This window comes from Solwaraspora sp. WMMB762 (assembly GCF_049179115.1).
Lineage (GTDB): Bacteria > Actinomycetota > Actinomycetes > Mycobacteriales > Micromonosporaceae > Micromonospora_E.
The window spans coordinates 1299186-1323814 of record NZ_JBMHMD010000001.1 but is presented as its reverse complement, the minus strand read 5'-3'; the positions used below and the strand labels follow the sequence as shown (position 1 = coordinate 1323814).

Below are 24629 nucleotides of genomic sequence, written 5' to 3'. Positions count from 1 at the left end.
GTGCCGTCACCGGTGCCGGCCAGGTGCGCTCATGCCGATGCGGGCTTGACGGACTTCGAGAAGAGCTCCATCATCGCCCTGCCGAATTGCGGCATGTCGGGCCACCCGCGGCAGGAGACGAGGTTGCCGTCCACGACGTCGGGAGCGTCGACGACCGTAGCGCCCGCGTTCTCCATGTCCCCGGTGATGGGTGGGAAGCACGCCGTCCTTCGACCCTTGAGCAGCCCGTACACCGCTGGCACCTGCGCACCGTGGCACACCAGCGCGATCGGGAGGTCACGCGCGAAGAAGTGCTCGGTGATGCGCCTGACGTCGGCGTCGACCCGGATCCACTCGGGGGCACGTCCCCCGGGGATGATGAGGGCGTCATAGCGCTCCACGTCGACCTCGGCCCAGGGCACGTCGACCGGCAGCTTCCGGCCGTTCTTCTCCACGTAGGCGTCGGAGTTGGGGTCGAACTCGTGGATGACCAGCTGTATGTCACGCATCGTCCGTGACGAGACGTCAACGTCCCAGCCGCCCTCCTGTACGCGGTAGTAGGGATACATGGTGTCGAGCTCCTCGGCGGCGTCGCCGGTCAGGAGCAGTGCTCTGGGCACCTGCTTCTCCTCGCATCGTGGGGCTGCATGAGGCAGATCAAATCCGATCCGATCCGATTTGAGCTAGCATTCCTCGGCCCGGCCCGCCCGTCAAGCCTTCACCGCCATCCCGTCCGCGGCCTTGGCCTCGTCGAACAGTCGTCGGAACCGCTCGCCGGACAGCAGGATGTGCCGACGCATGGCGTAGGCGGCGGCGTCGGGGTCACGCGCGGCGATCGCGGCCAGAACCTCTTCGTGCTCGGCCATGGCCAGGTGAGTGACCTGGGTGTCGTGGAGCAGCCGGAACAGGTGCACGTGGGTGTGCAGGCGAGCGAGCGCTTCGCGGATGACCTGGTTCCCCGCGCTCAGGGCGACGAGATCGTGAAAAGCGGCGTCGCGTAGCCCGAAGGCGCCGTAGGCCATGCGCCCGTTGCCCCCCTCCAGCTCTGCCATCTCCTCCAGCATCCGTTGCAGGCCGGCCACCTGCTCCGAGGTCGCGCGTTCAGCGGATCGGCGGGCCGCTGCCGGCTCGAGAAGGAGGCGGATCTCGAGCATGTCCTCGAATCGGTTCCGGGTGATTTGAGGTGGAATGCGGTAGCCGGCGTGTGGCACACGTACGACCAGGCCCTCGGCCTCCATGCGGTTCAGCGCGTCTCGGATCGGCGTCTGCGAGACCCCCAGCTCTCGCGCCAGGACGTCGATCGTGACGCGGGAGCCAGGCTCGATCCGTAGCGACATCAGCTGTCCGAGCAGCGTGTCGTACACCTCGTCGGCGAGCCGGCCGCGAGATCGTTCCGGCGGCACTCCGCCCGTCATGGCTCCGCGGCCCCGCGCGGTCATCGCTCCGTCGTCCATCGTGACGTGAGGTCCCTTCTTGCGTCTGCGCGAACCTGTTGACATCGGTCGCGACGCTGCTGCATGCTGACGCCGTCCCCCGAATCGTATAGGAACGGTGACGGAGGCTGGCATCCTGCATCATCGCCGAACCGCCTGCCAGCGCCCTACTTCGATCACCTGAAGCTTCCATGAGCATGCTCGGCGCCCTGCTCGGTTCGCCACCGGGCCGCACCAGGACCGAAGGACTTCTCGGCTGCATGACCCCGGTACGTCGCGGCGTACTCGTGACGCCGGTCTGCGGGTCGTCCCCCGCGACAGCACGGCAACACGCCTGAACAACGCAGCGACTGCTCGGCGAAGCATGCGGCAGGGCTCCGGAAGTCCCCACTTAGAAAGCAGGCAATAAGATGCGATATCAGAAGCGAACCGGACGACTGACCTTTACCGGGCGAAAGGCGCGGATGGCGACGGCGGCCGTACTGGTCGCCACGATGGTGGCGGCCTGCGGCGGCCAGGACGACGGTGGGCAGGGGGGCGCCCCGAAGGCGCCGGCGACCATCCCGACGCTCACCGAGGACCCGCTGACCCTCAGCTTCATCTGGTTCGACTGGCCGCCCGCTCAGGCGCTGGAAGACTTCGCGAACGAGGAGTACGCGAACGAGCGGCCGAACGTGACCATCAAGGTCAACACCGTGCCGAACGCGAACTGGCACGACGCGATGTTCACCCAGTTCGCCGCGCGCAAGACCGACTTCGACATCGCGATCCTGGACTCGCAACACATCGGCGAGGCCGTGACGAACGGCAACATCCTCGACATCACCGACTTCGTCAACGAGAACATCGACGTCGAGGCCTACGACCCGTACCTCCTGGCGGCCTACGGCCAGTTCCCCCAGGCGGAGACCGGCCAGCGCGACGAAAACGCCAGCCTGTACGGCCTGCCGCTGCTCGGCGACACCTGGACGATGATCTACCGCAAGGATCTGATCGGCGACGAGCCACCGGAGACCTGGGACGAGATGATCTCGGTCGCCGAGAAGTGCCAGGCGGACAACCCTGGCGTCAGCGGGCTGGCTTTCCACCAGGCCAACGGCTCCGACGCCGCAGCCGTAACGTACAACACGGTCAACGGCGTCTACGGCGGAAACCTCTGGAACGCCAAGGAGCGCAAGATCGAGGGCGTTCTCAACGACGAGGCGGGGCACGAGGCGATGGACGTCCTCGTCAACAAGATGAAGCCGTTGACCGCCAAGGGTTCCGGGAACTGGTTCATCGACGAGGTGAACGCGGCGGTCGCCCAGGGCAAGGCATGCATCGCGTTCAACTGGATCGCCGCGAGCGGCGGCCTGCTTGACCCGGAGCAGTCGACGCTCGGCACCTCGCGCGAGGAGATTCTCGACAAGCTGGGTTTTGCCACCCTGCCGGCCCAGAAGACGAACCTGGTGCCCCTCGGCGGCATGGGGATGCACGTGTCGGCCTACGCCTCCGAGGCGAACCAGGCGGAGGCCCTGAACTTCATGAAGTGGTTCGAGCAGGCTGAGATTCAGAAGAAGTGGGCCTCGGCCGGTGGTGTGCCATCGCGCACGGACGCCCTGGAGTCGCCCGAGTTCCTCGATGCCCAGCCGTTCAACCAGGTGTACACCGACTCGGTTTCACGGATGCGGGACATGTGGAACGTGCCCGAGTACGCGCGCCTCGTCGACATCGAGAACACCAACGTGAACGCGGCTCTCAACGGCGTGAAGACGCCGAAGGAGGCGCTCGACGACATCGCCAGGGAGCAGCAGAGCGTGCTCGACTCCAGCAGCCGCGAGGGTGGCGGCGGACTGTGAGTGACTCCGCCCCTCTGACGACCGACCGCCCGGTGCAGGTGGCATCTGCGACGCCACCTGCACCGGGGTGGTCCCGCCGATTGAGTGACCGCGGGCTCGCCGTGGCCTTCATCGCCCCCGCCTTGCTCCTGCTGCTCGCGATGTCGGTGTTTCCGTTGCTGTGGGCGTTGTACCTGTCGTTCACCGACTACTCGGCCACTCGCGGGGGGCCCGCCCACTTCATCTGGTTCGGGAACTACACCGCCGTCCTGACCTCGTCGCAGGTCCACCAGCGGGCCTTGACGACGTTGATCTACGTCGTCGGTGCGGTCACCCTGCAGACCGTGCTCGGTTTCGCCATCGCGTACCTGATCTCACGGCGCACCCACGGGCGAGGACTGCTGACAACTCTGTTCCTGGTCCCGATGATGCTGTCGCCGGTCGTGGTCGGGCTGTTCTGGCGATTCATGCTCGACACGCAGTTCGGCGTGATCAACAGCATGCTCGGCTCGCTCGGCCTGGGGCAGGTGGAGTGGCTGACCCAGCAGCGAACCGCATTGTTCTCCCTGATCCTGGTCGACACCTGGCAATGGACGCCGTTCATCATGCTCATCGCACTTGCCGGCCTTACGGCGGTCCCCAAGTACCTGTACGAGGCCGCCTCGATCGACCGGGCATCCGAGTGGTTCCGGTTTCGCCACATCACTCTTCCGCTGGTATGGCCGCTGCTCCTCATCGCCGTGTTGTTCCGGGCCATCGAGGCCTTCCGGCTGTTCGACCTCGTCTACATCCTCACTAGCGGAGGTCCGGGTGTCTCCACCGAGACGTTGTCGTTCCACGTCTACAAGGTCGCGTTCCTGGGCTTCAACACCGGAACCGCATCGGCGTACGGGATCCTCATGGTCCTCGTCGTCATCGTCCTCACGCAGTTCTACCTGCGCTACCTAAACAAGCTCAAGGAGGACTGATGGCCGTCTCCGTCGACGAGGCCGTGTCCACAGGTCCTGCCCGGGACAACCCGCCCCCAGCGCGCCGTTTTCGCGGCCGGGGCCGCTCGGTGCTGGAGGTCGCGCTGCTGGCCGTGCTGGCCGTCGTGATGCTCTTTCCGGTGCTGTGGATGATCGAGACGTCCATCAAGGAAAACCGGGACGTCTACGCGATCCCAGCCAAGTTTCTTGGCTTCACGGTCACCATGGACCATTTCAAGGATGTGTTCGTCGGCTCGGCCGGCGGTCGCTCATCCTTGTCCGTCGCGTTCCTCAACTCCGTCGTCGTCGCCGGGGTCTCCACGGTGCTGGCCACCGTCCTGGGAGTCCCGGCAGCCTGGGCCTACTCTCGCTTCGCCGTGAAGGCCAAGAAGGATCAACTCTTCTTCATCCTGTCCACCCGCTTCATGCCGCCCGTGGTGGTCGTTGTCCCGATTTTCCTGATGTATCGTCAGGTCGGACTCATCGACACCAAGCTCGGACTGATCCTCATCTACGCCGCGTTCAACCTCCCGTTCACCATCTGGATGATGAAGGGGTTCGTCGACGAGGTGCCCGCGGAGTACGAGGATGCCGCCATGCTCGACGGCTACACCAGGTTGCAAGCGTTCTGGCGATTCACGCTTCCGCTGCTCGTGCCCGGCATCGCCGCGACAGCGGTCTTCGCGCTCATCTTCTCCTGGAACGAGTTCGTGTTCGCCATCTTCCTTACCTCCAGTGACGGCGTACGGACGGCCCCGCCCGCCATCGCGGGCCTGATCGGTGGCACCACTGTGGACTGGGGCCTGGTGGCTGCTGCCTCCGTGGTGTTCGCCCTGCCGGTGCTCGTCTTCGCCTACCTGGTGCGTAAGCACCTCGTCGCCGGTGTGACGCTCGGGGCGGTGCGACGCTGATGGCGGGCATCGAGGTGACCGCGCTGCACAAGCGCTACCCGGACGGGACGGTCGCGGTCGAGCACGTGGATCTGTCCATCGGCGACGGCGAGCTGTTCGTGATGCTCGGCCCTTCGGGCTGCGGCAAGACGACCACGTTGCGGGCCGTAGCCGGCCTGGAGAGGCAGACGACGGGCGACATCCGCATCGGCGACACCCTGGTCAACGACCTGCCGCCCGCCGAGCGCGACATCGCCATGGTGTTCCAGTTCTACGCTCTCTACCCGCATCTGAGAACCCGCGACAACCTGGCGTTCCCACTGCGGGCCGAGGGCCTACCCAAGCCGGAGGTGCGCGAGCGGGTCGACGAGGCCGCCCGGCTGATGCGGCTCGGTCCACTCCTGAACCGACGGCCGCGCCAGCTGTCCGGCGGGGAGCAGCAGCGCGTCGCGCTTGCCCGCGCCCTGGTCCGACGGCCGCGTGCATTCCTCATGGACGAACCTCTCACCAACCTGGACGCGGAGCTGAGGGCGGACATGCGTACCGAGATCAAGCACCTGCAGGGGGAGCTGGGGGCGACGATGGTCTACGTCACCCACGACCAGGTCGAGGCGATGTCGCTCGGTCACCGAATCGCCATCCTCAACAAGGGCCGCGTCGAGCAGATCGGTACGCCGCTGGAAGTCTACGACCGTCCGGCGAGCCTCTTCTGCGCCGCGTTCATCGGCTCCCCGCCGATGAACCTGATCGAGGTGGAACTGGTCGACGGGAAGCTGCGCAGTCAGGGCGGACTGGTTCTCCCGCCACCGCCGGGCCTGCGGCGCGACCGTCGCCTGGTCGCAGGCGTCCGGCCGGAGGCACTGGAAGTCACCGAACCAGGGGCGGACCGTTCGGTCCCGGCCCGCGTGGTCTCGGCGGAGTGGCTGGGCGACGAGATCATCTACGTGGTCGACCACGGCGGCCAGCGTGACCTACGGGTTCGGATGCCACCGACGGTCCGTTTCGCCGCTGACGCATCGGTCGGGCTGCGGCACATCGGCGGGACCCCGGCGGTCTACGACGTGAGCACGGAAGAGCTGGTGGCCTGATGGGAACCGTGGCAGTGAACGGGCTGTGCAAGTCCTTCGGCAAAGTCCAAGCCCTGGACGGGGTGACGCTGGACGTGCCGGACGGCTCGTTCTTCGTCGTGCTCGGGCCCTCCGGGGCAGGCAAGACGACGACCCTGCGAGCGATCGCCGGCCTTGAGAAGCTCGACGCCGGGTCGGTTCATCTGGACGGGAGGGACGCGACCGGCGACACTCCGGCCGCACGCGACCTGGCCATGGTGTTCCAGAGCTACGCCCTCTACCCGCGACACACGGCGTACGAGAACATCGCTTCGCCGCTGCGGGCACGCCGCTGTTCTTCGAGCGAGATCGCCGCTGCCGTCGACCAGATGTCGAGCCTGCTGCACATCGAACGGCTGCTGCAGCGTCGGCCCGCTCAGTTGTCGGGCGGCGAGATGCAGCGCGTCGCCCTGGCCCGGGCACTGGTCCGTCACCCGCGCGCGTTTCTCATGGACGAGCCGCTGACGAACCTCGACCTCAAGCTCCGCGTCGAGATGCGCACCGAGCTCACCCGCATCCACCGCAGCCTCGGCGCAACCTTCGTCTACGTGACCAACGACCAGGTCGAGGCCTTGTCCATGGCCGACCAAGTCGCGGTCCTCAAGGAAGGGAAGGTGCAACAGGTCGGAACGCCGACCGAGGTGTACGAGCGGCCAGCCAACCAGTGGGTCGCGGGATTCGTCGGGAGCCCGCCGATCAGCCTGCTCGCCTGCCGCGCCGAGGGAGACCGTCTGGTCGGTGCGGACGGCTGGACGCTGCCGAGGCCCCGCTGGACCACGGCCGAGGACGGTCGTGCGCTGCTGCTGGGCCTGCGCGCCGAGGACCTGTCCGTCGAGCGGCGTGGGGACGCGTCGTTGCCGGGGGAGCTCTACGGGCTTGAGCCGCTCGGTGACCGCACGGTGGTCGACGTTCGAGTGGGGACGGAGATTCTCAAGGTCAAGGCACGACCCACCGTCACCGGTACGCCGGGCGAACGGCTGCTTGTCACGGTCGACCTGGACCGGGCGCACCTGTTCGACGCGGGCACCGGGCTGTCACTGTCCGAGGCGGGGCGGTAGCCGTGTCGGATGCGATCGCCGAGGTCCCGCCGGAGATCAGCAAGAAGATCGCAGGAGGCGACGCAATGAGCGACCCGATGAACATCCTGGCCCCCGAGCACCGGCGGCTCCGGATCGGCGACGCCTGGCGCGACGCCGCAAGCGGTGCCACCTTCTCCGTAGAGGACCCGGCCACCGGCAAGACCATCGCCGAGGTGGCGGACGCCGACGTCGTCGACGGGCTCGCCGCTCTGGACGCGGCGAGCAAGGCGATGGCGCAGTGGGCGGCGACCCCGCCGCGGAAACGGTCAGAGTTGTTGACCGCGACGTACCGGGCACTGACCGAGCGATCCGAGGAGGTCGCCCGGCTGATAACGCTCGAGATGGGCAAGCCGCTCGCCGAGGCTCGGGCCGAGGTGGTCTACGGCGCCGAGTTCTTCCGCTGGTTCGCCGAGGAGGCGGTGCGCGTCGAGGGGCGTTACAGCACCGCTCCCGCAGGTGGATATCGCATCCTCACCGTGCCGAAGCCGGTCGGACCGTGCGTCTTCGTGACGCCCTGGAACTTTCCGTTGGCCATGGGTGCCCGCAAGATCGCTCCTGCGCTGGCAGCGGGCTGCACGACGATCACGAAGCCGGCAGCTCAGACACCACTCACCATGCTGTTCCTGGCCCGCATCATGGAGGAGGTCGGCGTACCCCCGGGCGTCGTCAACGTGGTGACAACCAAGCGTGCCGGCGAAGTGGTCTCCGCTCTGCTAGCCGACCGTCGGACCCGCAAGCTTTCGTTCACCGGGTCGACCGAGGTCGGGCGCGTGCTGCTCCGGCAGGCGGCGGACAACGTGCTGCGCACCTCCATGGAACTGGGTGGCAACGCGGCCTTGATCGTGTGTGCCGACGCGGATCTGGACGTCGCGCTCGACGGTGCCATGGTGGCCAAGATGCGCAACGTCGGGGAGTCCTGCATCGCGGCCAACCGGATCTACGTCGAGGAGCCGGTGCGCGAGGAGTTCACGGCGCGCTTCGCCGCGCGGATGGGCGCACTTTCGGTGGGCCATGGTCTCGACGACGGCGTGGACGTCGGGGCATTGATCGACGAGGCCTCGGTCGCCAAGATCGACGAGCTGGTCGCCGACGCGGTCGATCGCGGTGCCCGTGTCTTGGTGGGCGGCGAGCGTCCGGATGGGCCGGGCCACTTCTATCCGCCTACGGTCCTTGTCGACGTGCCCGAAGACGCGCGGATCCTGGAGACGGAGATCTTCGGCCCGGTGGCGCCGATCATCCCGTTCACGTCCGATGACGAGGTGATGGCGAAGGCCAACGACACCGAGCACGGCCTCGTCGGATACGTCTTCACCCGTGACCTGCAGCGGGCGCTGCGGTTCACCGAAGGGCTGGAGACGGGGATGTTGGGCATCAACCGTGGGCTGATCTCGGACCCGTCAGCTCCCTTCGGAGGCGTGAAGCAGTCCGGGATCGGCAGGGAGGGGTCGCACGAGGGCATCCTTGAGTACCTCGACCTCACCTACGCGGCGATCGACCTACCGTGACCGATCTGCTGCCGGGGAGGCGCCGACATGCTTGAGACCGTCCGCGGACCACGCCAGCTGATAGTGGGCGAAGGGGTCGCGCAGAACATCCCACGAGTGGTGGCCGAGAGCGGTTCGCGAGTCCTCATCGTGACCGACCAGGTTCTACTGGGACAGCCGGGCGTGGCCGAGATCGTCGCCGCTGTGCGGGAGAAGGTCGAGATCGTCGAGGTGTTCGCCGACGCCACTTCGGATGTGCCGCTCGCCGATGTCGCCCTGGCCGTCTCGGCCGCCGCAGAGGTGGACGCCGACGTGATCCTCGCCATCGGTGGCGGCACGGTGATCGACCTCGCCAAGATCGTCGGCGTGATCCGGCGCCACGGTGGGACGCCGCGCGACTTCTACGGCGAGTCGAAGGTGCCGGGGCCGACGATTCCTCTCGTCGCGGTCCCGACGACGTCCGGCACCGGCTCCGAGCTCACACCCGTCTCGGTGTTGACCGACCCGGACCGCGAGCTGAAGGTGGGGGTTTCCAGCGTCCACATCGTGCCCGACTTCGCGATCGTCGACCCCGAACTCACCTACACCTGCCCTGCGACCGTCACCGCCCACTCGGGCATCGACGCGTTCTGCCACGCGGTGGAGAGCTACACCGCGCGACCCCGGGCCCACGGACCGCGCGACCCGGTGGAGCAGGTGTTCCTCGGCCGCAACCCGGTCACCGACCACTACGCGCTCCTGGCTGCGGAGCGGATCGGACGTAGCTTGCGTCGTGCGGTCCGGAACGGAGGCGACAAGGACGCGCGCGCGGACATGTCCTACGGGTCAATGCTAGCCGGGCTCGCGTTCTCCCACGCAGGCAACGCGGCCCCGCATGCCCTCCAGTACCCCATCGGCGCAGCCACCCACACGCCGCACGGCCTGGGCGTCGGACTGCTACTGCCCTACGCGCTGGCCGCGGCCAGGGATGCCATCGGAGACCGGCTGGCCATCCTCGCCGGGGTTTGCGGGCTCGACGTGACCGACGCCTCGGAGGCCGAGGCCGCAGATGCGTTCCTCACCTGGCTCAACGGGCTCCTTGCCGACATCGGCATCCCACCCACCTTGGCGGACATCGGCGTGGCCCGTGCCGACCTGCCGCGCTTCGCGGAGATGGCCAGTGGCGTCACCCGTCTGATCCAGAACCATCCGGGCCCGACCGACACCGCGAGCCTGACCGCCATCCTCGAAGCGGCCTGGACCGGGGACCGGTAAGGCGCGGAAGCGGCGGCTGGCATCAGTTGGACCAACTGTGGCCGGCCAGGTCCCAGGCTGCCGGGACTGGCTCTGGCCGACGGCGACGGCCGTCGCCGTGGCGGTCTTCCTGCCGTCCGGTGTGGGCTGTACTGATAGGACAACACGCTTCGGCCCTGGCGCCGGCGGGTCGGCGGTCGGTCGGTAGGCGGTCCATGGCGAGGCAGCGCGTCCAATGTCGTCGGTGCCGCCCGTCCCGACGTCGAGTCGCCGGCAGATCACCTGGCGTTCCAGCAAATGTCACTGTGGATGATCAAGTTGGCCCGGTCAAAGCCCTGGCGTAAGCAGGTTGATACTACGTAAAGTGGCTATGTGGTTACAGCCCAGCTGACCATTGGTTGGATGCGACGCGGACCGGCGACCACTGTGGTCACGGATGAACCGCCACGCGGATCCGCTCCAGCCGGTGCCACCTGGGGCCAGATTCCCGAACTCGACGAGCGACTCCCGGACCGCGACACGCCGACAGCCGGCGACGGCCGCGCGGGCAGCACGGAATCGCTCGCCGTCGCGGTCGCGGAAGACCGGGCGGATCCGACCGCGCAGTGCCGCTGCCCAGGCAGCGGCGGCCGCGGTCATGGTGACGGGCGGATGCCGACGAGGCACCGATCCCAGGCAAGGGTCGACACCACATGAGGGAGGGCACGTGATTCTCTACAACACGTCCATGGGAGTGGTCGCCGGGCTGGCATTGATCCTGGTGTCGCTACTGCTTCGGCGGGCGGCCGCAGCCGCCCTGCCGGCTTTCGACAACACGGAGCCCGATCTAGCGCAGGACCGGCCGGTGGCGGTGGCACCAGCCGGTGGCACCTTCGACCCGCGGCTGTGGGCGGTGGTATTCGGCGCGCTCGGCCTGGTCCTCGCGCCGCTGGGCGCGCTGATGGCGACCACCTGGCCGTTGACCGTCAACCCGCCGCTCAACTTCATCTTCGGCGAGCCGTGCCTGATCCTGGGCGTCTTGCTGCTCGCCGCAGCGGTCTACCTCTGGCACCTGCGAGGCGACCTCGCCGGTCTGCAACAGGTGGACCTCACCCCGGTCGCCGTGGTCGTCATCGGACTCGGCGGCGTCCTGATCGCCTGTGCCGCCGCCATCGCACGGTTCGAGATCGTCGGCGGCGCGCCGGCCGCCGAACCCATCACCGGGCTGCTCAACGGCTATCCACTTGTGGAGAACACCTTCTTCGTGCTGCTCTACCTGGCTGCCGGCCTCGGTGCCATCCTGGCGCCGCTGAGCCGCCTGCGTCCGGGCTGGCTGCTCACCGCCGCGCGGTGGCTCTGGTTCGGCAGCGGACTGGTCTTCGCCCTGTTCAGCATTCTGAACTACTACACCCACGCCGGCCTGGACATCAACCTTCGTCTCGGTACGGAGTACCGGATCTGATCAGCCTGCGCCCGGCCTGACCACAAACGAATCCGCCGCGACCCGTGAGACGCCGGCACCGGCCCGGCGTCTCACCACGAGCAGACGGCAACCAACAGCCGCTGCGTTCATGGCGGCCATCGGGTGGCGATCCAGATCACGCACCGCATCGGTGAACTGCTGTGTGCCGAGCTGTACGCCCCGCGTACCGGGCCGGCGAAGGCGATGTCGTCGTCGCCGGCGGCGCGCCGTCTCGGCGGAGTAGCGCAGCAGCTGATGTCCGTTGAGGTCGAGCCGGTACCAGCCGTCGGTGAGTCCGAACCAGCGCAGCGTCTGCTTGTCCCGACCGCAGGGGTGCACCTGGTTCAGCGGGCGTAGCTGGAACTGGAAGCGGATTGCCGGTGGTGTCCGGCGTACCGGGCGGTGGTCAGCCACGAGGGTGGCCGCTGGTCCGTTCGTCGGTGGTGAGGCTGAAACGTTGGGCGAACGCCGCGTGGACCGGCGTTCCGGGCAGGTTGTCGCGGATGGCGAAGACGACGTGGTCGAAGTGAGCGACCGCGTTCAAGGCTTGGGCGAACGCGTCGGCCACGGTCGCGGCATCGTTGCGGAACACCCCGCATCCCCACGCGCCGAGCACGAGGCCGCGATGCTGGTGCGCGGCGGCGACCTCGAGGATCCGCCGGGCTCGCCGGGCGAGTACGGCTGGCACGTCAGCGGCGTGGTCAGGTTGGTTGCGTACGATCGCGCCGAGGTTCGGCGCGGCCGCGGTCAGCAGCGAGGTGGTGTACGGCTGGTCGAGCAGGTTGCCGTGGTCGTCGCGGAATACCGGCACGTTGGGGGAGTAGACGAGCCGGTCGCTGTAGCGCAGGTCCTGTTGGGCGCGGTGGAAGGCGTAGAAGTCGGGTGCGGCCCGCAGACATGCGTAGAGGGCTGAGGATCGGGCGATGCTCTCCTCCTGCGCTTGGGCGCCGTTGAGGAACCCGCCGCCGGGATTCCTGGCCGAGGCGAACACCAGAGCCGCCGCACCGGGGCCGAGGCGGCGTGCCGCGAGCAGCGTCGATTCGTCTGTCACCTCCACTGTGCAGGTACCTGCCTCGCGGCGCGCGAGGGTGATCGTCTCATAGGGTAGGTAATGCCGGGTCCCGGCGACCGCGGCGCGGACCGCGTCAGCGATGACGACCTCGTCACCGATGTCGTTGCGGTAGCGGCCCGAATCCGTGATCGTCACCGTCTGCCGCGCGATCTGGCGAAGACGGCCGCTCACGGGTACACCGGGCCGGTGATCTTGCCGAAGAGTGACACAGCCAAGGAACCTACGCAGCACCGTGGTGGCGGACAACCCGATTACGGTAGGGCGCGAGGTCAAGCTGGCCCTCGCTTGGATGCCGGACGCATCAGATCGACGAGACCACGCCACACGTGGCCGACCGTGGCGGCGGCGCGGATCGTCACCAGCGGGTTCCAAAAGTCCCGGAAGTGGACGATGCGGCCGTCCCGGAAGCGGACCACGGAGATGTAGACCTGGTGGAACGGTCGCCTGGTGACCACACCCCTGCCCTCGCCCACGAACTCGGCGATCACCAGTTCGGGATCGGTCGTCTCGTGAAAGGTGAGGCCGGAGAAGCGAACGTCGAACTGCTTCGGGAAGTCCTTCATGTGCTCGTACAGTTCCTGGTGCCCGACGAACCGGGACGGCACGCCCGGCGGCGGATACGGGAACTCCAGCACCCCGGCCGGGTCGAACAGCTCCACCCATTCCCGGATGCGTCCAGCGGTGATGTACTCGAGGTTGCGGGCGAACACCTCCTGCGCCTGCGCCCGGGTCTGCTGGTCGATGTCCACGGTGTCCACCTTTCGAGGTCGGTCGTCACGAGCCGAGGTTCCGGGGCCGGGCCTGGTCTCTGCCCGGCACCGCGGGGCGGGCGGGTCAGCCCGCGCGGGGCCGCACCCGCGCGGCGAGGTTGCGGTCGATCAGGGTGTCCGGCAACAACCGGGCGGCCAGGCTGGCGAACCGGACGTCCGGGCCGACCGGATAACGGGTCTTCGGCCGGGACGCGGTGAGGGCGCGAGCCACCGTCCGGGCGTACCGCGCAGGTGTGGTCCTGCTGCGGAGCACCTGGCGTGCGTTGTCGCGCAGGAAGGCCCGGAACGGACCCCGGTACAACGCCACGGTCGACTCCGGCGCGCCGTCGATGACCTCCTCGCCGGCCTGGTCGAGCTTCTCCCAGATCGGGGTACGGATCGCGCCCGGCTGCACCACCGACACCGTGACGCCGGACGGACGCAACTCGCGCCGCAGGCTGTCGCTGATCGCTTCCTTCGCGAACTGCGCTGCCGCGTACGCGCCGAGGTACGGCAGCGCGACCCGGCCGAGCCCCGAGGTGACGTTCACGATCCGGCCCCGGCCGGCCCGCAGCAGGGGCAGGAACCCCTGGATCGTCTCGACCTGGCCGATCACGTTCGTCTCCAACTGCCGCCGGAGCGCTGCCGTGGGCAGGCACTCCAACGGACCGGGTTGGGCGACACCGGCGTTGTTGACCAGGCCCCAGAGTGCGGTGTCGCCGAGCCGCCCGGTCACCTCGTCGACCGCCTGCCGGATCTGTTCGGATCGCGTCACGTCGATGCGTAGCGGATGCAGCCGGTCGCCCGACGACTCCGCGAGCAGCCGCTCGCCGTCGGCCGGGGCGCGTACTCCGGCGAAGACCTGGAAACCGATCCGGGCCAGATGCAGCGCCGCTTCCCGGCCGAGGCCGGACGACGCGCCCGTGATCACCACGGTACGGCCTGTCGGGGAGATGCGTCGCGTTCCCTTGGTCATGGCCGGCGCCGCTCCGATTGAGAGTCGATCGCGGCGAGTACCGCGTCGATACTCGCCGCCACCAGCGCGGCCGCCCGATCCGGTGACAGCGCGTCGGGCACGTAGGTGAAGTTCCAGAACAGTTGCCCGTGGCTGGTATTCACAGTGGATACGAAGTAGCCGACCACGGACAGTCCGGCGATGAACTGGGCACCGCAGAGCCGCCACGGCCCGACCCGGTCGGGAAAGTCGTACCGACCGATGTTGGACAGGCACAGGTTGACCGGTCCGGTCCGTTCCATCATTGCGATGAACCGCCCGGCGGTGGCCACCGACCTCGGGCAGGAGATCGTGACCAGGTCGACCATGGCGAAGTGGCCGCCCGCCTGGCGGCGGACCGCGAGATCCGCACCGATCGACCGGGCGACGTCCCAGAGGGAGCGGTCCGGACGGTACGCGACGAAGGTGGGCACGGTGGCGACGTACGTGCCGACGGCCCGCTCGGGTACGGCGGGTACCAGCGCGTCCCGGAAGGTGATCGGGGAACCGATCGTGACGTGTCCCGGTGCCGGTGAGCCGGCCTCCCCGGCCACGGCCAGCACCATCGCCGCCGCGAGCGCGCCGTGCACCGTGGTCTGCTCCCTACGGCAGGCCGCTACCAGCGCCTCGACCTGCGCCGGGGCGAGGGCCCGGGAGATCAGCCGGGTACGTCGCTCGGTGAACGGCACGAAGCGGCTCGGTACGACCCGGGCCGGCCGGTACCGGCGTACCCGGAACAGGTCCTGGGCCAGCAGCCACCGCAGCCGCAGCGTCCCGACCAGGCCCCGGTACCGTCGGGGAAACATCGCCTCGCACCCGGGTAGCGCCGGCTCACCCGGCTCGGTGTCCCCGCTGCCGTCAGTGACCGCGGCACGGGAACGCTCCAGCTCGGCGAGGTCGATCCACTGTCGCAGCAGGGAGAGCACGGTCGTGCCGTCGGCGACACAGTGCGGCATGGTCAGCAGCAGGTCGTGTACCTCGTCGTCGGCCACCGCGCGTGCGCAGGGGCGGGTCAGCGCCACGGCCCGGCACAGCGGGCCGCTGCGCCAGTCGACCCGGTCGACGAGTTCGTGCTCGTTGACCCACCGTTCCCAGCCTGCCTCGTCGTCGGCGGCCCGGCGCAGCGGGATCGGCCGGTCGGTCGGCACGAACCGGGGGGAACGCCCGTCCGGCTCGGTGGCGATCGCCACCCGCAGCAGCGGGTGTCGCCGGCGCAGTCGGTCCAGTGCGGCGCGCAGCAGCGGTTCAGGTAGCGGCCCGCGTACCTGGACGCGGGCGATGACGTTGAGCGGCGAGACCTGATCGGCGATCCAGTACCAGCGTTCGAGCGGGCTCAGCGCCCGCCGTACCTCGGCCGGTGAATGACTGTTCGGCTGCGCGTTCATCCAGGTGCCACCGTCTCGTCGCGCACACCGGGGAAGGTGAGCGCGATCTCGTTGCGTCGGTCGAGGAGACGACCGGGCAGCCAGCGCAGGTAGACGCGGCGGGCCAGGTCGGCGAGTGGGTGGGCCAGCTGCTCGACCCGACTCAGCGCGTACGCCTGGTGGACCATCCAGCGGGTCCGCTCGCGTCGCGCGGCCTCGTAACGCCGCAGGGCCAGCGGCAGGTCGACCGCCTGACGCAGGCAGTGGGCGAGGACGACGGCGTCCTCCACGGCCACCGCCGCGCCCTGACCGAGGCTCGGCAACATCGGATGTGCCGCGTCACCGAGCAGCGTCACCGGTCCGTGGCCCCAGCGTTCGAGGAACGGCCGGTCCCGTGCCGGCACGGCGATGATCGCCGACTCGGGGGTCCGGGCGATCGCGGCCCGGACCTCCTCGGCCCAGCCCGTGTACGTCCGTTCGATGTCGGCCTTGCCGCCCCGCCAGTCGCGGGCCATGGCCGGTGCCATGTTCAACGTTGCCCACCAGTAGACCCGGTCGCCGTCGAGCTGTACCAGGCCGAACCGCTGGCCCCGTCCCCAGTAGTGGGCGGCGTAGCCGTCCCGGATCTTCGGGTGCCGCATCGGGACGGTCGCGAGCCAGCAGACGTACCCGGGCTCGCGGGGCTGTTCGGGCCCGGCGATCTGCCGGCGGACCACCGAATGGAATCCGTCGGCGCCGATGAGCAGGTCGCCCTCGGCGGTCCGCCCGTCGCGGAACTCGACCCGGACCCGGTCACCGGCCAGCTGGAACCGCCGGGCCGCCGCGTCGAGGCGCACCTGCGGGTCGCCGGCCGCCGCGAGCAGGGCCTGATGCAGCTCGGCGCGGTGGATGGCGACGCTCTGCGCGCCGACCCGGTCGCCGAGGTGCGCGAACGGTACGGTCCTGATCAGGTGGCCGGCGGCGGTGCGCAGCTGCAGTGCCGGGTACACCCGGCCTCGCTGTTCGACGTCGAGATCGATGCCGAGGGTGCGCAGCGCGACGCGCGCGTTGCCGGTCAGTGACAGCGCCGACCCGGCCGGTCGCGGTTGGGCGCCCTGTTCGTAGATTTCCACGTCGATGCCGACCCGACGCAGCGTCGCCGCCGCCGCCAGTCCGCCGATGCCCGCGCCGACGATCAACGCCTTGGGCGCGGTCACTGCGCACCGCCGACCGGGCTGGATTCGACCCGGGCGGCCGACCACGCCGACGAATCAGCCAACAGCCCGGCGATCCGGTCCGCCACGCCCGCCACGTACGGCGGTTCCATCAGCGCCAGGTGGTTGCCGGGTACGTCGAGCACGTCGATCCGGCCGGTGGTCAGTTCGCCCCATCCGTTGCGGGGGTCGCGATGCAGCGTTCCGGCGATGTCGTGCATCGGTACGAGCAGCGTCGGTAGTGGATCGCCGGCCCGCAACAGTGTGATGTCCTGGTCGACGACCTCCGGGTGGTAGGTGATGATCGCCTCCCAGTTGGCCTTGAAGACCTCGAACAGCCGCCGCACCGCCGCCCGCGATTCGCCCGGACGCAACACTCCGGCGGCGCCGGCCCGGCGGGCGACGAAGTCGAGCTTCTCCTCGGGCGTCACCAGATTCGTCGGGATCGGCTCCAGCGACGGCCGGTCCTGATCGAGCGGGATCAGCTCCCAGAAGAACCAGTCGAGCAGTACGTCGTCGGCGACCGGCACCGGATCACCCGGCCGCCGGGCGATCGGGTCGATGAGAATGAGCGGCTCGACCGGGCCAGCTGCGGCGGCGTCGAGTTGGCGGGCCATCTCGAAGGCCACCACGCCGCCGAACGACCAGCCGCCGATCGCGTACGGCCCGTCGGGCTGGATCCGGCGGATCGCCGCGACATAGCTGGCGGCCAGCGCCGGCACGGACCGCACCGGCTCGGTCCCGGCGTCGACCCCGGCCGCCTGCAGCGCGTAGACGGGTTGATCGCCGGGCAGCTGTCGGGCGAGCTGGAGATAACACAGGACGTTGCCGCCGATCGGGTGCACGAGGAACAGCGGTGGCCGGCTGCCGCTGGCGCGGACCGGCACCAGCGGGTCGAACGCCGCCGGGTCCGCACCGCCGACCCGAAGCAGCTCGGCCAGGCTGGCCACGGTGGGGGCGGTGACGAAGGCGGAGACCGGTACGGCGACGTCGTACCGCTTCTCGATCAGGGTGACCAGGCGCATCGCGGTGAGTGAGGTCGCGCCCAGTTCGAACAGGTTGTCGTCGACGCCGATCTGCGGCAGGTGCAGCAGGTCCGCGACGATTTCGGCGAGAACATGTTCGCGTCGGTTCCGTGGTGCCACCGGCCGTGCGGTCTCCACCCGCAGCGGCAGCTCCCGCAGGCGGCGGTCGTCGCGCTTGCCGCTCGGCGTCAGCGGCATCTCGGGTAGCCAGCTGAAATTGGTGGGAACGAGGTGTTCGGGCAGTGTTTCCCGCAGCCGTCGACGCAGGTCGGTGAGGTCGACCCGGGCCGGGTCGCCGACGAGGAAGGCGGCCAGGAAGGCATCGACGCTGTCCCGCCGGCGCGCCACCACCGCGGCCTCGCGGATGCCCGGATGCTGCGCGGCCAGCTTCATGATCGCTATCTCGGCTTCGAGTGGTTCCACGCGGAAGCCCCGGATCTTGGTCTGGGTGTCGGTACGGGCCAGCCAGACCAGGTCGCCGTTGGGCAGCACCCGGGCCAGGTCGCCGGTGCGGTAGATCCGGTCGCCGGGCGGGCCGAACGGGTTGGGCAGAAACCGCTGGCTGGTCAGTTCGGGCTGCCGGTAGTAGCCCTGCGCCACCTGTACCCCGCCGAAGTAGAGCTCCCCGGCGACCCCGGTAGGCACCGGGCGTAGCCGTTCGTCCAACAGGTACACGTCGACCCCGGGAATCGGCGGTCCGATCGGGGGCAGGTTCGGGAAGCGCTCCGGGTCGCCGGCCATCGGGTACGCGGTGACCAGGTGGGTTTCGGTTGGTCCGTACTGGTTCTCCAGGATCGCGCCGGCCGGCAGCGCGGCGATGAACCGGCGGATCTCGGCGGTCACCCGCAACTGCTCGCCCGACGAGATCACCACCCGCAGCGCCCGGGGATAGATACCGAGCACCACCGCGGCCTCGGCGAGCTGCTGGAGTGCCACGTACGGCACGAAGATCCGTTCGACGGACTCGCGGTCGAGCAGCCGCAACAGCTCCGGGGTGTCCCGACGCTGCCGCTCGTCGATGATCTGCAGGGTGCCGCCGGCGCTGATCGTGGTGTAGATCTCCTGGAACGACACGTCGAAGCTGAGCGGGGCGAACTGCAAGGTGACGCCGCCCGCCGCCGAGCTGGCCGCCGCCACCTGCCACTGCTGGTAGTTGTCGAGGGCGGCGTGGGACATCGCCACCCCTTTCGGGGTACCGGTCGAACCGGAGGTGAACAGCACGTAGAGCAGGTCGTCGGGCCGGATCGGGGGCAGCGGAGTCGGCACGATCGCCCGGGACGGCGTACGGAGGTCATCCACGACGAGCACCGTGGCCGGTTCGCCGATCAGTCCGGCGTGCTGCCGGTCCGCGACGACCAGGGCCGGTCGCGCCTGGGCGAGCATCGCCGCGATCCGCTCCGGCGGGTAGGTCACGTCCAGCGGGACGCAGGCCGCCCCGGCCAGGGCGATGCCGTAGATCGCCGCGATCATCTCGGGGGAGCGGCCCACCGCGACCCCGACCAGGTCGCCCCGCCGTACGCCGGCGTAAGCCAGCGCGGAGGCGATCCGGTCGACCTCGCGGTGGAACCGCGCGTACGTCCACCGCCGGGTTCCGGCGGCGACCGCGACGGCCTCCGGGGTACGCCGTACGTGGTCGGCGAGGCGGCGGACGATGTCGCTGCGTGCCCCGCCCGGCGTGCCGGTGGGCTCGGCTGTGCCGCTCGGCCCGGGCGCGCCGCTCGGCCCGGGCGCGCCGCTCGGCCCAGGCGTGGCCAGCGCCCTGGCCGGGGCGGCCAGGAACCCGAAGTCCGGTACGGCGTCCGGCTCGTCGACGATCCGGCCGAGGATCCGCAGGTACGTGTCGGCGATCAGGCCGCTCTGCGCCCAGGTGATCGTCCGGCGGTCCGCGTCGATGCGCAGCGACACGCGCTGCTGCGCCGGGTGCACGAACACGTTCAGCAACAGCGTGAAGTTGGTTTCCTCCCAGGCGTCGAAACCGAGCGGTTCGATCGTGGGCAGTTCGAGCAGTGGGGCCAGGACGTGCATGTGCACGTAGTTGAAGGCGAGTTCGAACACCGGCCCGGCACCTCGGTCGTGCTGGATCGCGTGCAGCGGATACCGCCGGTACGGCTGGCACTCCTGCTCCCGCCGGTACACCTGCCGAACGGTCGCCAGCCAGGAGGCGGGCTCGGGTCCGGGCCCGAGGCGCAACGGCACCGTGTTGAGGAACAGCCCGGCCATCCGGTCCGCCCCGGCCAGTTCCGGGCGGCCGTGGGTGACCAGCCCGACGGTCACGTCGGTGGCACCGGAGTACAGCCGTACCGTCAGGCAGTAGGCCGCCAGGAACAGCGACTTCACCGGCAGCCCGTGATCGCGGGCGAATGCGCGTACCCGCTGCTCCAGGGATTGCGGCAGGTCGACCAGGCGGACCGGCGGCTCGTCGGCGCCCGGCGGCTCGTACTGCCGGAAGCCGTCGAGCTGGGTCGGCTCGGCACCGGCGAGCCGGTCGGCCCAGAACTGTCGGGCCGGTTCCGAGGCGAGCGCCCGGCGCTCCTCGGCGGCGTACGCGGCCGGTCCGGGCAGCGCCGTCTCGCTGACCGCCGCGATCGCGGCGCCGGTCAGGTGCAGGTAGTCGCGGAACAGGTCACCGATGACGGTGGCCACGCTCCAGCCGTCCAGCAGGACGTGGTGGAAGCTGAACACCAGGTCGACCACACCGGAAGGGAGCAGGTGCGCCCGGAACAGGAACAGCGGGGGGCGGTCGAAGGCGTACCGGTGGCGGCGCCGCTGTCGCATGTGCGCCAGCACCTCGGCGCGGGCAACCTCCGGGTCGCAGGTGCGCAGATCGACCACCTCGAGGCCGCCGGCGATCCGGTTGTGCACGATCTGCAGCGGCTCGGTGAAGCCGCCCAGGTCGAAGGAGGAGCGTAGGCCGGGGTGTCGGGCGACGAGCCGGTCGTACGCCGTGCGGAACGCCTCCTCGTGCCACGACATCCGGACCGAGTAGCGGAAGACGTCGTGGTAGGCGGTGGCCGCCTCGTGCTCGCTGCTGTGGTACAGGAGGCCGAGTTGCAGCGCGGTGGCCGGGGAGGCGTCGGCCGCCTCGCCGAGCCGGGCCCGGTCCAGCGGGGAGACGAGCGCGAACGGGGCGGCCGGGTCGGCCGGCTGGTCGGCCGGCGCGATGTGCCGTACCTTGCTCGCCAGCGCCGCCACGGTCGGCCGCTCGGCCAGGTCGGCGAGGGTGAAGTGCAGGCCCTGCCGCTGCGCCTCGGCATGCACCCGCAACGCCAGGATCGAGTCGCCGCCGACGGCGTAGTAGTCCTGGTGGATGCCGATCGACGGCAGGTCGAGCACCTGCGACCAGATCGCGGCGAGCGTCCGTTCCACGTCGTCGCGGGGCTGCTGGTCGAGTTCCCGCTGCTGCCGAGCCACGGGGTCGGGCAGCGCCTCGACGTCGAGCTTGCCGTTGCGGGTGAGCGGAACCCGGTCCAGCCGGGCGAACAGGGCGGGCACCATGAAGTCCGGCAGTTGGCGCAGCAGGTGGCCGCGCAGCCGTACCGGATCGAGATCCGTCTCCGCCACGTAGTAGCCGGCCAGGTAGGCATCCCGGCTGGCGGAGGTACGGGCCACGACCACCGCCTCCCGGATCCCCGGGTAGCTGGCGAGTACCTGCTGGACCTCGCCGGGCTCGACCCGGTTTCCCCGGATCTTCACCTGTCCGTCGATGCGGCCAACGTATTCGAGGCTGCCGTCGGCGAGCCGGCGCGCGAGGTCACCGGTGCGGTACATCCGGCCCGCGCCGCGTACCGGATCGGTGACGAACCGCGTTGCGGTCGGGGCCGCCCCATCGGCTCCGGCATCGCCGGCTCCCGCCCCACCGGATCCGGGGCGGTCCAGGTAGCCCCGAGCGACGGCGACCCCGGCGACGCACAACTCGCCGACCGCGCCCACCGGCTGCGGTTGGTCGTCGGGGCCCAGCACGTAGAGCCGGACGTTGTCGATCGGGCGGCCGATCGGCACCCGACGCGTCGGCCGGTCCGGATCGTGGTGGCACTCGTGATGCGAGACGTCGACCGTCGCCTCGGTTGGCCCGTACAGGTTGACCAGCCGTGGCCCGGTGGTGGGATCAGCGCCTGGTGGCGGGTGCCACAGTCGGTGGAACTGGTCGACCCGCCGGGCGGGCAGCTCCTCGCCGCTGGCGAAGACCAGCCGGAGCGTGTCGGCCTGCCGACGCCGGTCCGGCTCCTGGGCCAGCAGGTCGAGAAACGGCCCCAACATCGACGGTACGAAGTGGATGACCGTCACGCCGTGCCGCGCCACGATGGCCTCCAGCGTACGAGGATCCCGGTGCGCCCCGGGGCGGGGCAGGACGAGCCGGGCACCCGCGAGCGCCCACCAGAACAGCTCCCACACCGAGACGTCGAACGAGACCGGCGTCTTCTGCACCAGCACGTCGTCGCCGGTGAGAGGGTACTGACGCTGCATCCAGGCGAGCCGGTTGACCACCGAGCGGTGCTCGACCATCACCCCCTTGGGCTCGCCGGTCGATCCTGAGGTGTAGATGACGTAGGCGAGGTCGGTGGCCCGGGCGAGTGGTCCGACCGGGTCGCTCGGACAGGTCGTCAGCGCGTCGAGGTGGCGCACGGTCAGTCCCGCGACGACGTCGTGGTCGCCGCGCTCCCGCTCCGCGTGCGCGGTCGTCAGTAACACCTTGGCGCCGCTGTCGACGAGCAACCGCCGGATCCGGGCCGGCGGCTGGTCCGGGTCGATGGGAACGTAGGCTCCGCCCGCCTTCAAGGTGCCGAGGATCCCGGCGATCAGGGGCACTCCCCGTTCGGCCAGGATGGCCACCCGGTCGTCGCGGCCGACGCCGTCGGCGCGCAGCGTTCGCGCCACCTGGTTCGCGCGGGCGTCGAGTTCGGCGTAGCTGAGTGTGTCGCCGGTGCCGTCCGTCACCACGGCGACCCGGTCGGGTGTCCGGGCGGCCTGTTGCTCGAACAGGCCGTGCAGCGTCGCCTCGGTCGGGTACTCGACCTCACTGCCGTCGTGCGCCCCGGTGACCAGGTCGCGTTCGGCGTCGGTGAGCATCGGGATCCGGGCCAACGGCTCCCCGGGCCGGTCGAGCGCGTTGCCGATGAGGGTCTCGAGGTGCCGGGCCAGCGCCGTGACGGGGGAGTTCTCGTCGAACACGTCGAGGGAGTAGTCGAGGTCGACCGTCAGCGCGCCGTCGTCGTACTCGTTGACGAGCACGGCCAGGGCGTCCTGTTCGTGTAGCCGGCTGGCGGCCACCGTCCGGTGGGTGATGCCGGGAATCGGCTCCGGTCGTGGCCAACGCAGCCAGGAGAGAGTCACGTCGTAGAGCTGCCGGGGCCCGCCCGGTGGCATGATCTCGCGCAGCAGTTCGCCCCGGGACAGGCGTTGGTGGGTACGCAACGAGCGCAGGGTCCCTTGCAGTTCGGCTACCAGGTCGAGCATGGTGTGCGTACCGGGAACCGCGACCGGTACCGGTAGCTCGTTGGCGAAGTGTCCGACTGTCTGCCGCTGCGCGTACGTGCTCCGGTTGAGCACCGGTACGCCGAGTACGACCTGCTCGGTGCGGTGTATCCGGCCGAGGTAGACCGCGAGGGCCGCCGCGAGGAAGGTGAACGGTGACTGGCCGGTGGCCCGAATCCGGTCGACGACCTCCGGACGCAGGGGGAAGTTGTACCGGGCGGTCCGGTAGCGACCGGCGGTCCGGCCAGCGAACAGCGCGGGGGTGACTCCGTCGAGGCTGGCGCGGAAGTATTCGACGTCGCGTTGTCGCTGGGGGGAACCGGCGTAGTCGACGGTGCTTCGCGCGAGGTCCAGGTAGGAGGGGACACGGTCGACCGCAGGCTCTGCTCCCGTGACGGCGGCCGCGTACCCGGCGCAGAGCTGCCGCAGCAACAGCCGGGCGCCCCAGCCGTCGGTGACCAGGTGGTGCGCGTTGAGGTACGCGTAGGCGACGGACTCGCTCTCCCGGAGCAGGGCCACCCGGTACAGCCGGTTGCGGCGCAGCTTGAACGGCTGGGAGAACGCCTGTGCCATCCAGGAATGGCACGCCTGGTGGGGGTCGGGTGCGGTGGCGAAATCATGGACCTCGACCACCGCCGACTCAGGCTCCACCCATTGGACGAGCTGCCCGTTTTCCTCGTCGAAACGTAATTGAAACGCGTCGTTCCGTTGTAGGGCCTGTTGCATACAGGACAGCAGGACCTCGTGGTCGATCGGGCCGACGAACTGTTCGTATCCGCACACATTAAACTGCGGAAGATCGGGAGATAGGCGACTTGCGACCCAGATGTCTGATTGGTAGGTGGTTGGCGGCGTCCGACCTGAGTCCATCACGGGGCACCTTCTACTCGCTGCCGCTCACTGACCTGGGCCTTTGCGAATCATGCATGATCAAGAGCCGGGTCAACGTGCCGGCGACACTGCTGGAGTCGAAACTTGGCCACCACGGAGCGCCCTCGTGACGGCAGAGTCCATGCGAAGACCGTACTCAGCTGTTTCCTGATGCCTGTTCCTGGTGCACGCGTAGCGCAAATCGTTCGAGCGTGGCTTTGTGTCACAGCTGCCCAGTTGATCACGCTGGGTCAGCATACCCGAGAGGCTACGCAATGTCATCGCCGTGAGTCAATCCTTGCCGATCGAGCCTCTCGCTCACCAATCTGGGAGGCGTTGCGTGCTGACCATCGACTGCTGTATAAGTGTATTCGGGTCGGCGCACTCGACGCCCAATGAAAACCATCGATGTCCGACCGGGGTTGATGTACTGGTGTTCGGCTCTGGTCACCAGCGGTTT

17 protein-coding genes are annotated in these 24629 nt (G+C 69.4%); 8 read left to right on the top strand and 9 right to left on the bottom strand.

All coding sequences use genetic code 11. The annotated features are described in order from the left end of the window. Positions 1 to 29: 29 nt before the first annotated feature. Together ACN27J_RS06090 and ACN27J_RS06085 are read right to left on the bottom strand one after the other, a co-directional pair. The gene (locus tag ACN27J_RS06090; protein WP_278169454.1) at positions 30 to 599 is read right to left on the bottom strand and encodes a DJ-1/PfpI family protein; all 570 of its coding nucleotides are present in this window, start codon (positions 597 to 599) and stop codon (positions 30 to 32) included. Positions 600 to 689: 90 nt separating this feature from the next. Further along, the gene (locus ACN27J_RS06085) at positions 690 to 1433 is read right to left on the bottom strand and encodes a GntR family transcriptional regulator (protein ID WP_421364369.1); all 744 of its coding nucleotides are present in this window, start codon (positions 1431 to 1433) and stop codon (positions 690 to 692) included. A gap of 389 nt (positions 1434 to 1822) precedes the next feature. Here ACN27J_RS06085 and ACN27J_RS06080 point away from each other — a divergent pair, with 389 nt between their 5' ends. The 8 genes from ACN27J_RS06080 to ACN27J_RS06045 all read left to right on the top strand — a co-directional run bounded on the left by ACN27J_RS06080 (position 1823) and on the right by ACN27J_RS06045 (position 11430). Continuing rightward, entirely contained in the window at positions 1823 to 3250 is a 1428-nt protein-coding gene (locus ACN27J_RS06080; protein ID WP_421364367.1) for an extracellular solute-binding protein, read from the top strand. Beyond that, positions 3247 to 4197: a carbohydrate ABC transporter permease gene (locus tag ACN27J_RS06075; protein WP_421364365.1), complete on the top strand. Its 951-nt coding sequence runs from the start codon at positions 3247 to 3249 to the stop codon at positions 4195 to 4197. The genes ACN27J_RS06080 and ACN27J_RS06075 overlap by 4 nt, the downstream gene beginning before the upstream one ends. Then, positions 4197 to 5108, top strand: a complete 912-nt coding sequence (locus ACN27J_RS06070) for a carbohydrate ABC transporter permease (RefSeq protein WP_421364363.1) — start codon at positions 4197 to 4199, stop codon at positions 5106 to 5108. Before ACN27J_RS06075 ends, ACN27J_RS06070 begins: the two co-directional genes overlap by 1 nt. After that, a complete protein-coding gene (locus ACN27J_RS06065; protein WP_421364361.1) occupies positions 5108 to 6175 on the top strand; it encodes an ABC transporter ATP-binding protein in 1068 nt (355 codons plus the stop codon). The genes ACN27J_RS06070 and ACN27J_RS06065 overlap by 1 nt, the downstream gene beginning before the upstream one ends. A gap of 62 nt (positions 6176 to 6237) precedes the next feature. Beyond that, positions 6238 to 7251 (top strand): ABC transporter ATP-binding protein, encoded by a 1014-nt coding sequence (locus ACN27J_RS06060; protein ID WP_421364360.1) that lies wholly within the window; start codon positions 6238 to 6240, stop codon positions 7249 to 7251. 65 nt (positions 7252 to 7316) lie between these two features. Next, entirely contained in the window at positions 7317 to 8777 is a 1461-nt protein-coding gene (locus ACN27J_RS06055) for an NAD-dependent succinate-semialdehyde dehydrogenase (RefSeq protein WP_421364358.1), read from the top strand. A gap of 27 nt (positions 8778 to 8804) precedes the next feature. Beyond that, positions 8805 to 10010, top strand: a complete 1206-nt coding sequence (locus ACN27J_RS06050; RefSeq protein ID WP_421364356.1) for an iron-containing alcohol dehydrogenase — start codon at positions 8805 to 8807, stop codon at positions 10008 to 10010. A gap of 685 nt (positions 10011 to 10695) precedes the next feature. Next, entirely contained in the window at positions 10696 to 11430 is a 735-nt protein-coding gene (locus ACN27J_RS06045; protein ID WP_421364354.1) for a DUF981 family protein, read from the top strand. On the opposite strand, the gene ACN27J_RS06040 is transcribed toward ACN27J_RS06045, so the two are convergent. The 7 genes from ACN27J_RS06040 to ACN27J_RS06010 form a co-directional block, all read right to left on the bottom strand. Continuing rightward, positions 11431 to 11769, bottom strand: coding sequence for a DUF5984 family protein (locus ACN27J_RS06040; RefSeq protein ID WP_421372126.1), 339 nt, complete (start codon positions 11767 to 11769; stop codon positions 11431 to 11433). It abuts the gene before it with no gap. A gap of 67 nt (positions 11770 to 11836) precedes the next feature. Further along, complete coding sequence (locus ACN27J_RS06035) at positions 11837 to 12673, bottom strand: TIGR02452 family protein (RefSeq protein WP_421364353.1); 837 nt, start codon at positions 12671 to 12673, stop codon at positions 11837 to 11839. 98 nt (positions 12674 to 12771) lie between these two features. Then, the gene (locus tag ACN27J_RS06030) at positions 12772 to 13251 is read right to left on the bottom strand and encodes a nuclear transport factor 2 family protein (protein ID WP_421364351.1); all 480 of its coding nucleotides are present in this window, start codon (positions 13249 to 13251) and stop codon (positions 12772 to 12774) included. An 85-nt stretch (positions 13252 to 13336) separates the two neighbouring features. Beyond that, on the bottom strand, positions 13337 to 14227 hold the full coding sequence (locus tag ACN27J_RS06025) for an SDR family oxidoreductase (protein ID WP_421364349.1): 891 nt from the start codon (positions 14225 to 14227) through the stop codon (positions 13337 to 13339). Continuing rightward, complete coding sequence (locus tag ACN27J_RS06020) at positions 14224 to 15630, bottom strand: phthiocerol/phthiodiolone dimycocerosyl transferase family protein (RefSeq protein ID WP_421364347.1); 1407 nt, start codon at positions 15628 to 15630, stop codon at positions 14224 to 14226. The genes ACN27J_RS06025 and ACN27J_RS06020 overlap by 4 nt, the downstream gene beginning before the upstream one ends. Further along, positions 15627 to 16805, bottom strand: coding sequence for an FAD-dependent monooxygenase (locus ACN27J_RS06015; protein ID WP_421364345.1), 1179 nt, complete (start codon positions 16803 to 16805; stop codon positions 15627 to 15629). Before ACN27J_RS06015 ends, ACN27J_RS06020 begins: the two co-directional genes overlap by 4 nt. After that, on the bottom strand, positions 16802 to 24169 hold the full coding sequence (locus ACN27J_RS06010; protein ID WP_421364344.1) for an amino acid adenylation domain-containing protein: 7368 nt from the start codon (positions 24167 to 24169) through the stop codon (positions 16802 to 16804). Before ACN27J_RS06010 ends, ACN27J_RS06015 begins: the two co-directional genes overlap by 4 nt. Between the last annotated feature and the right edge of the window lie 460 nt (positions 24170 to 24629).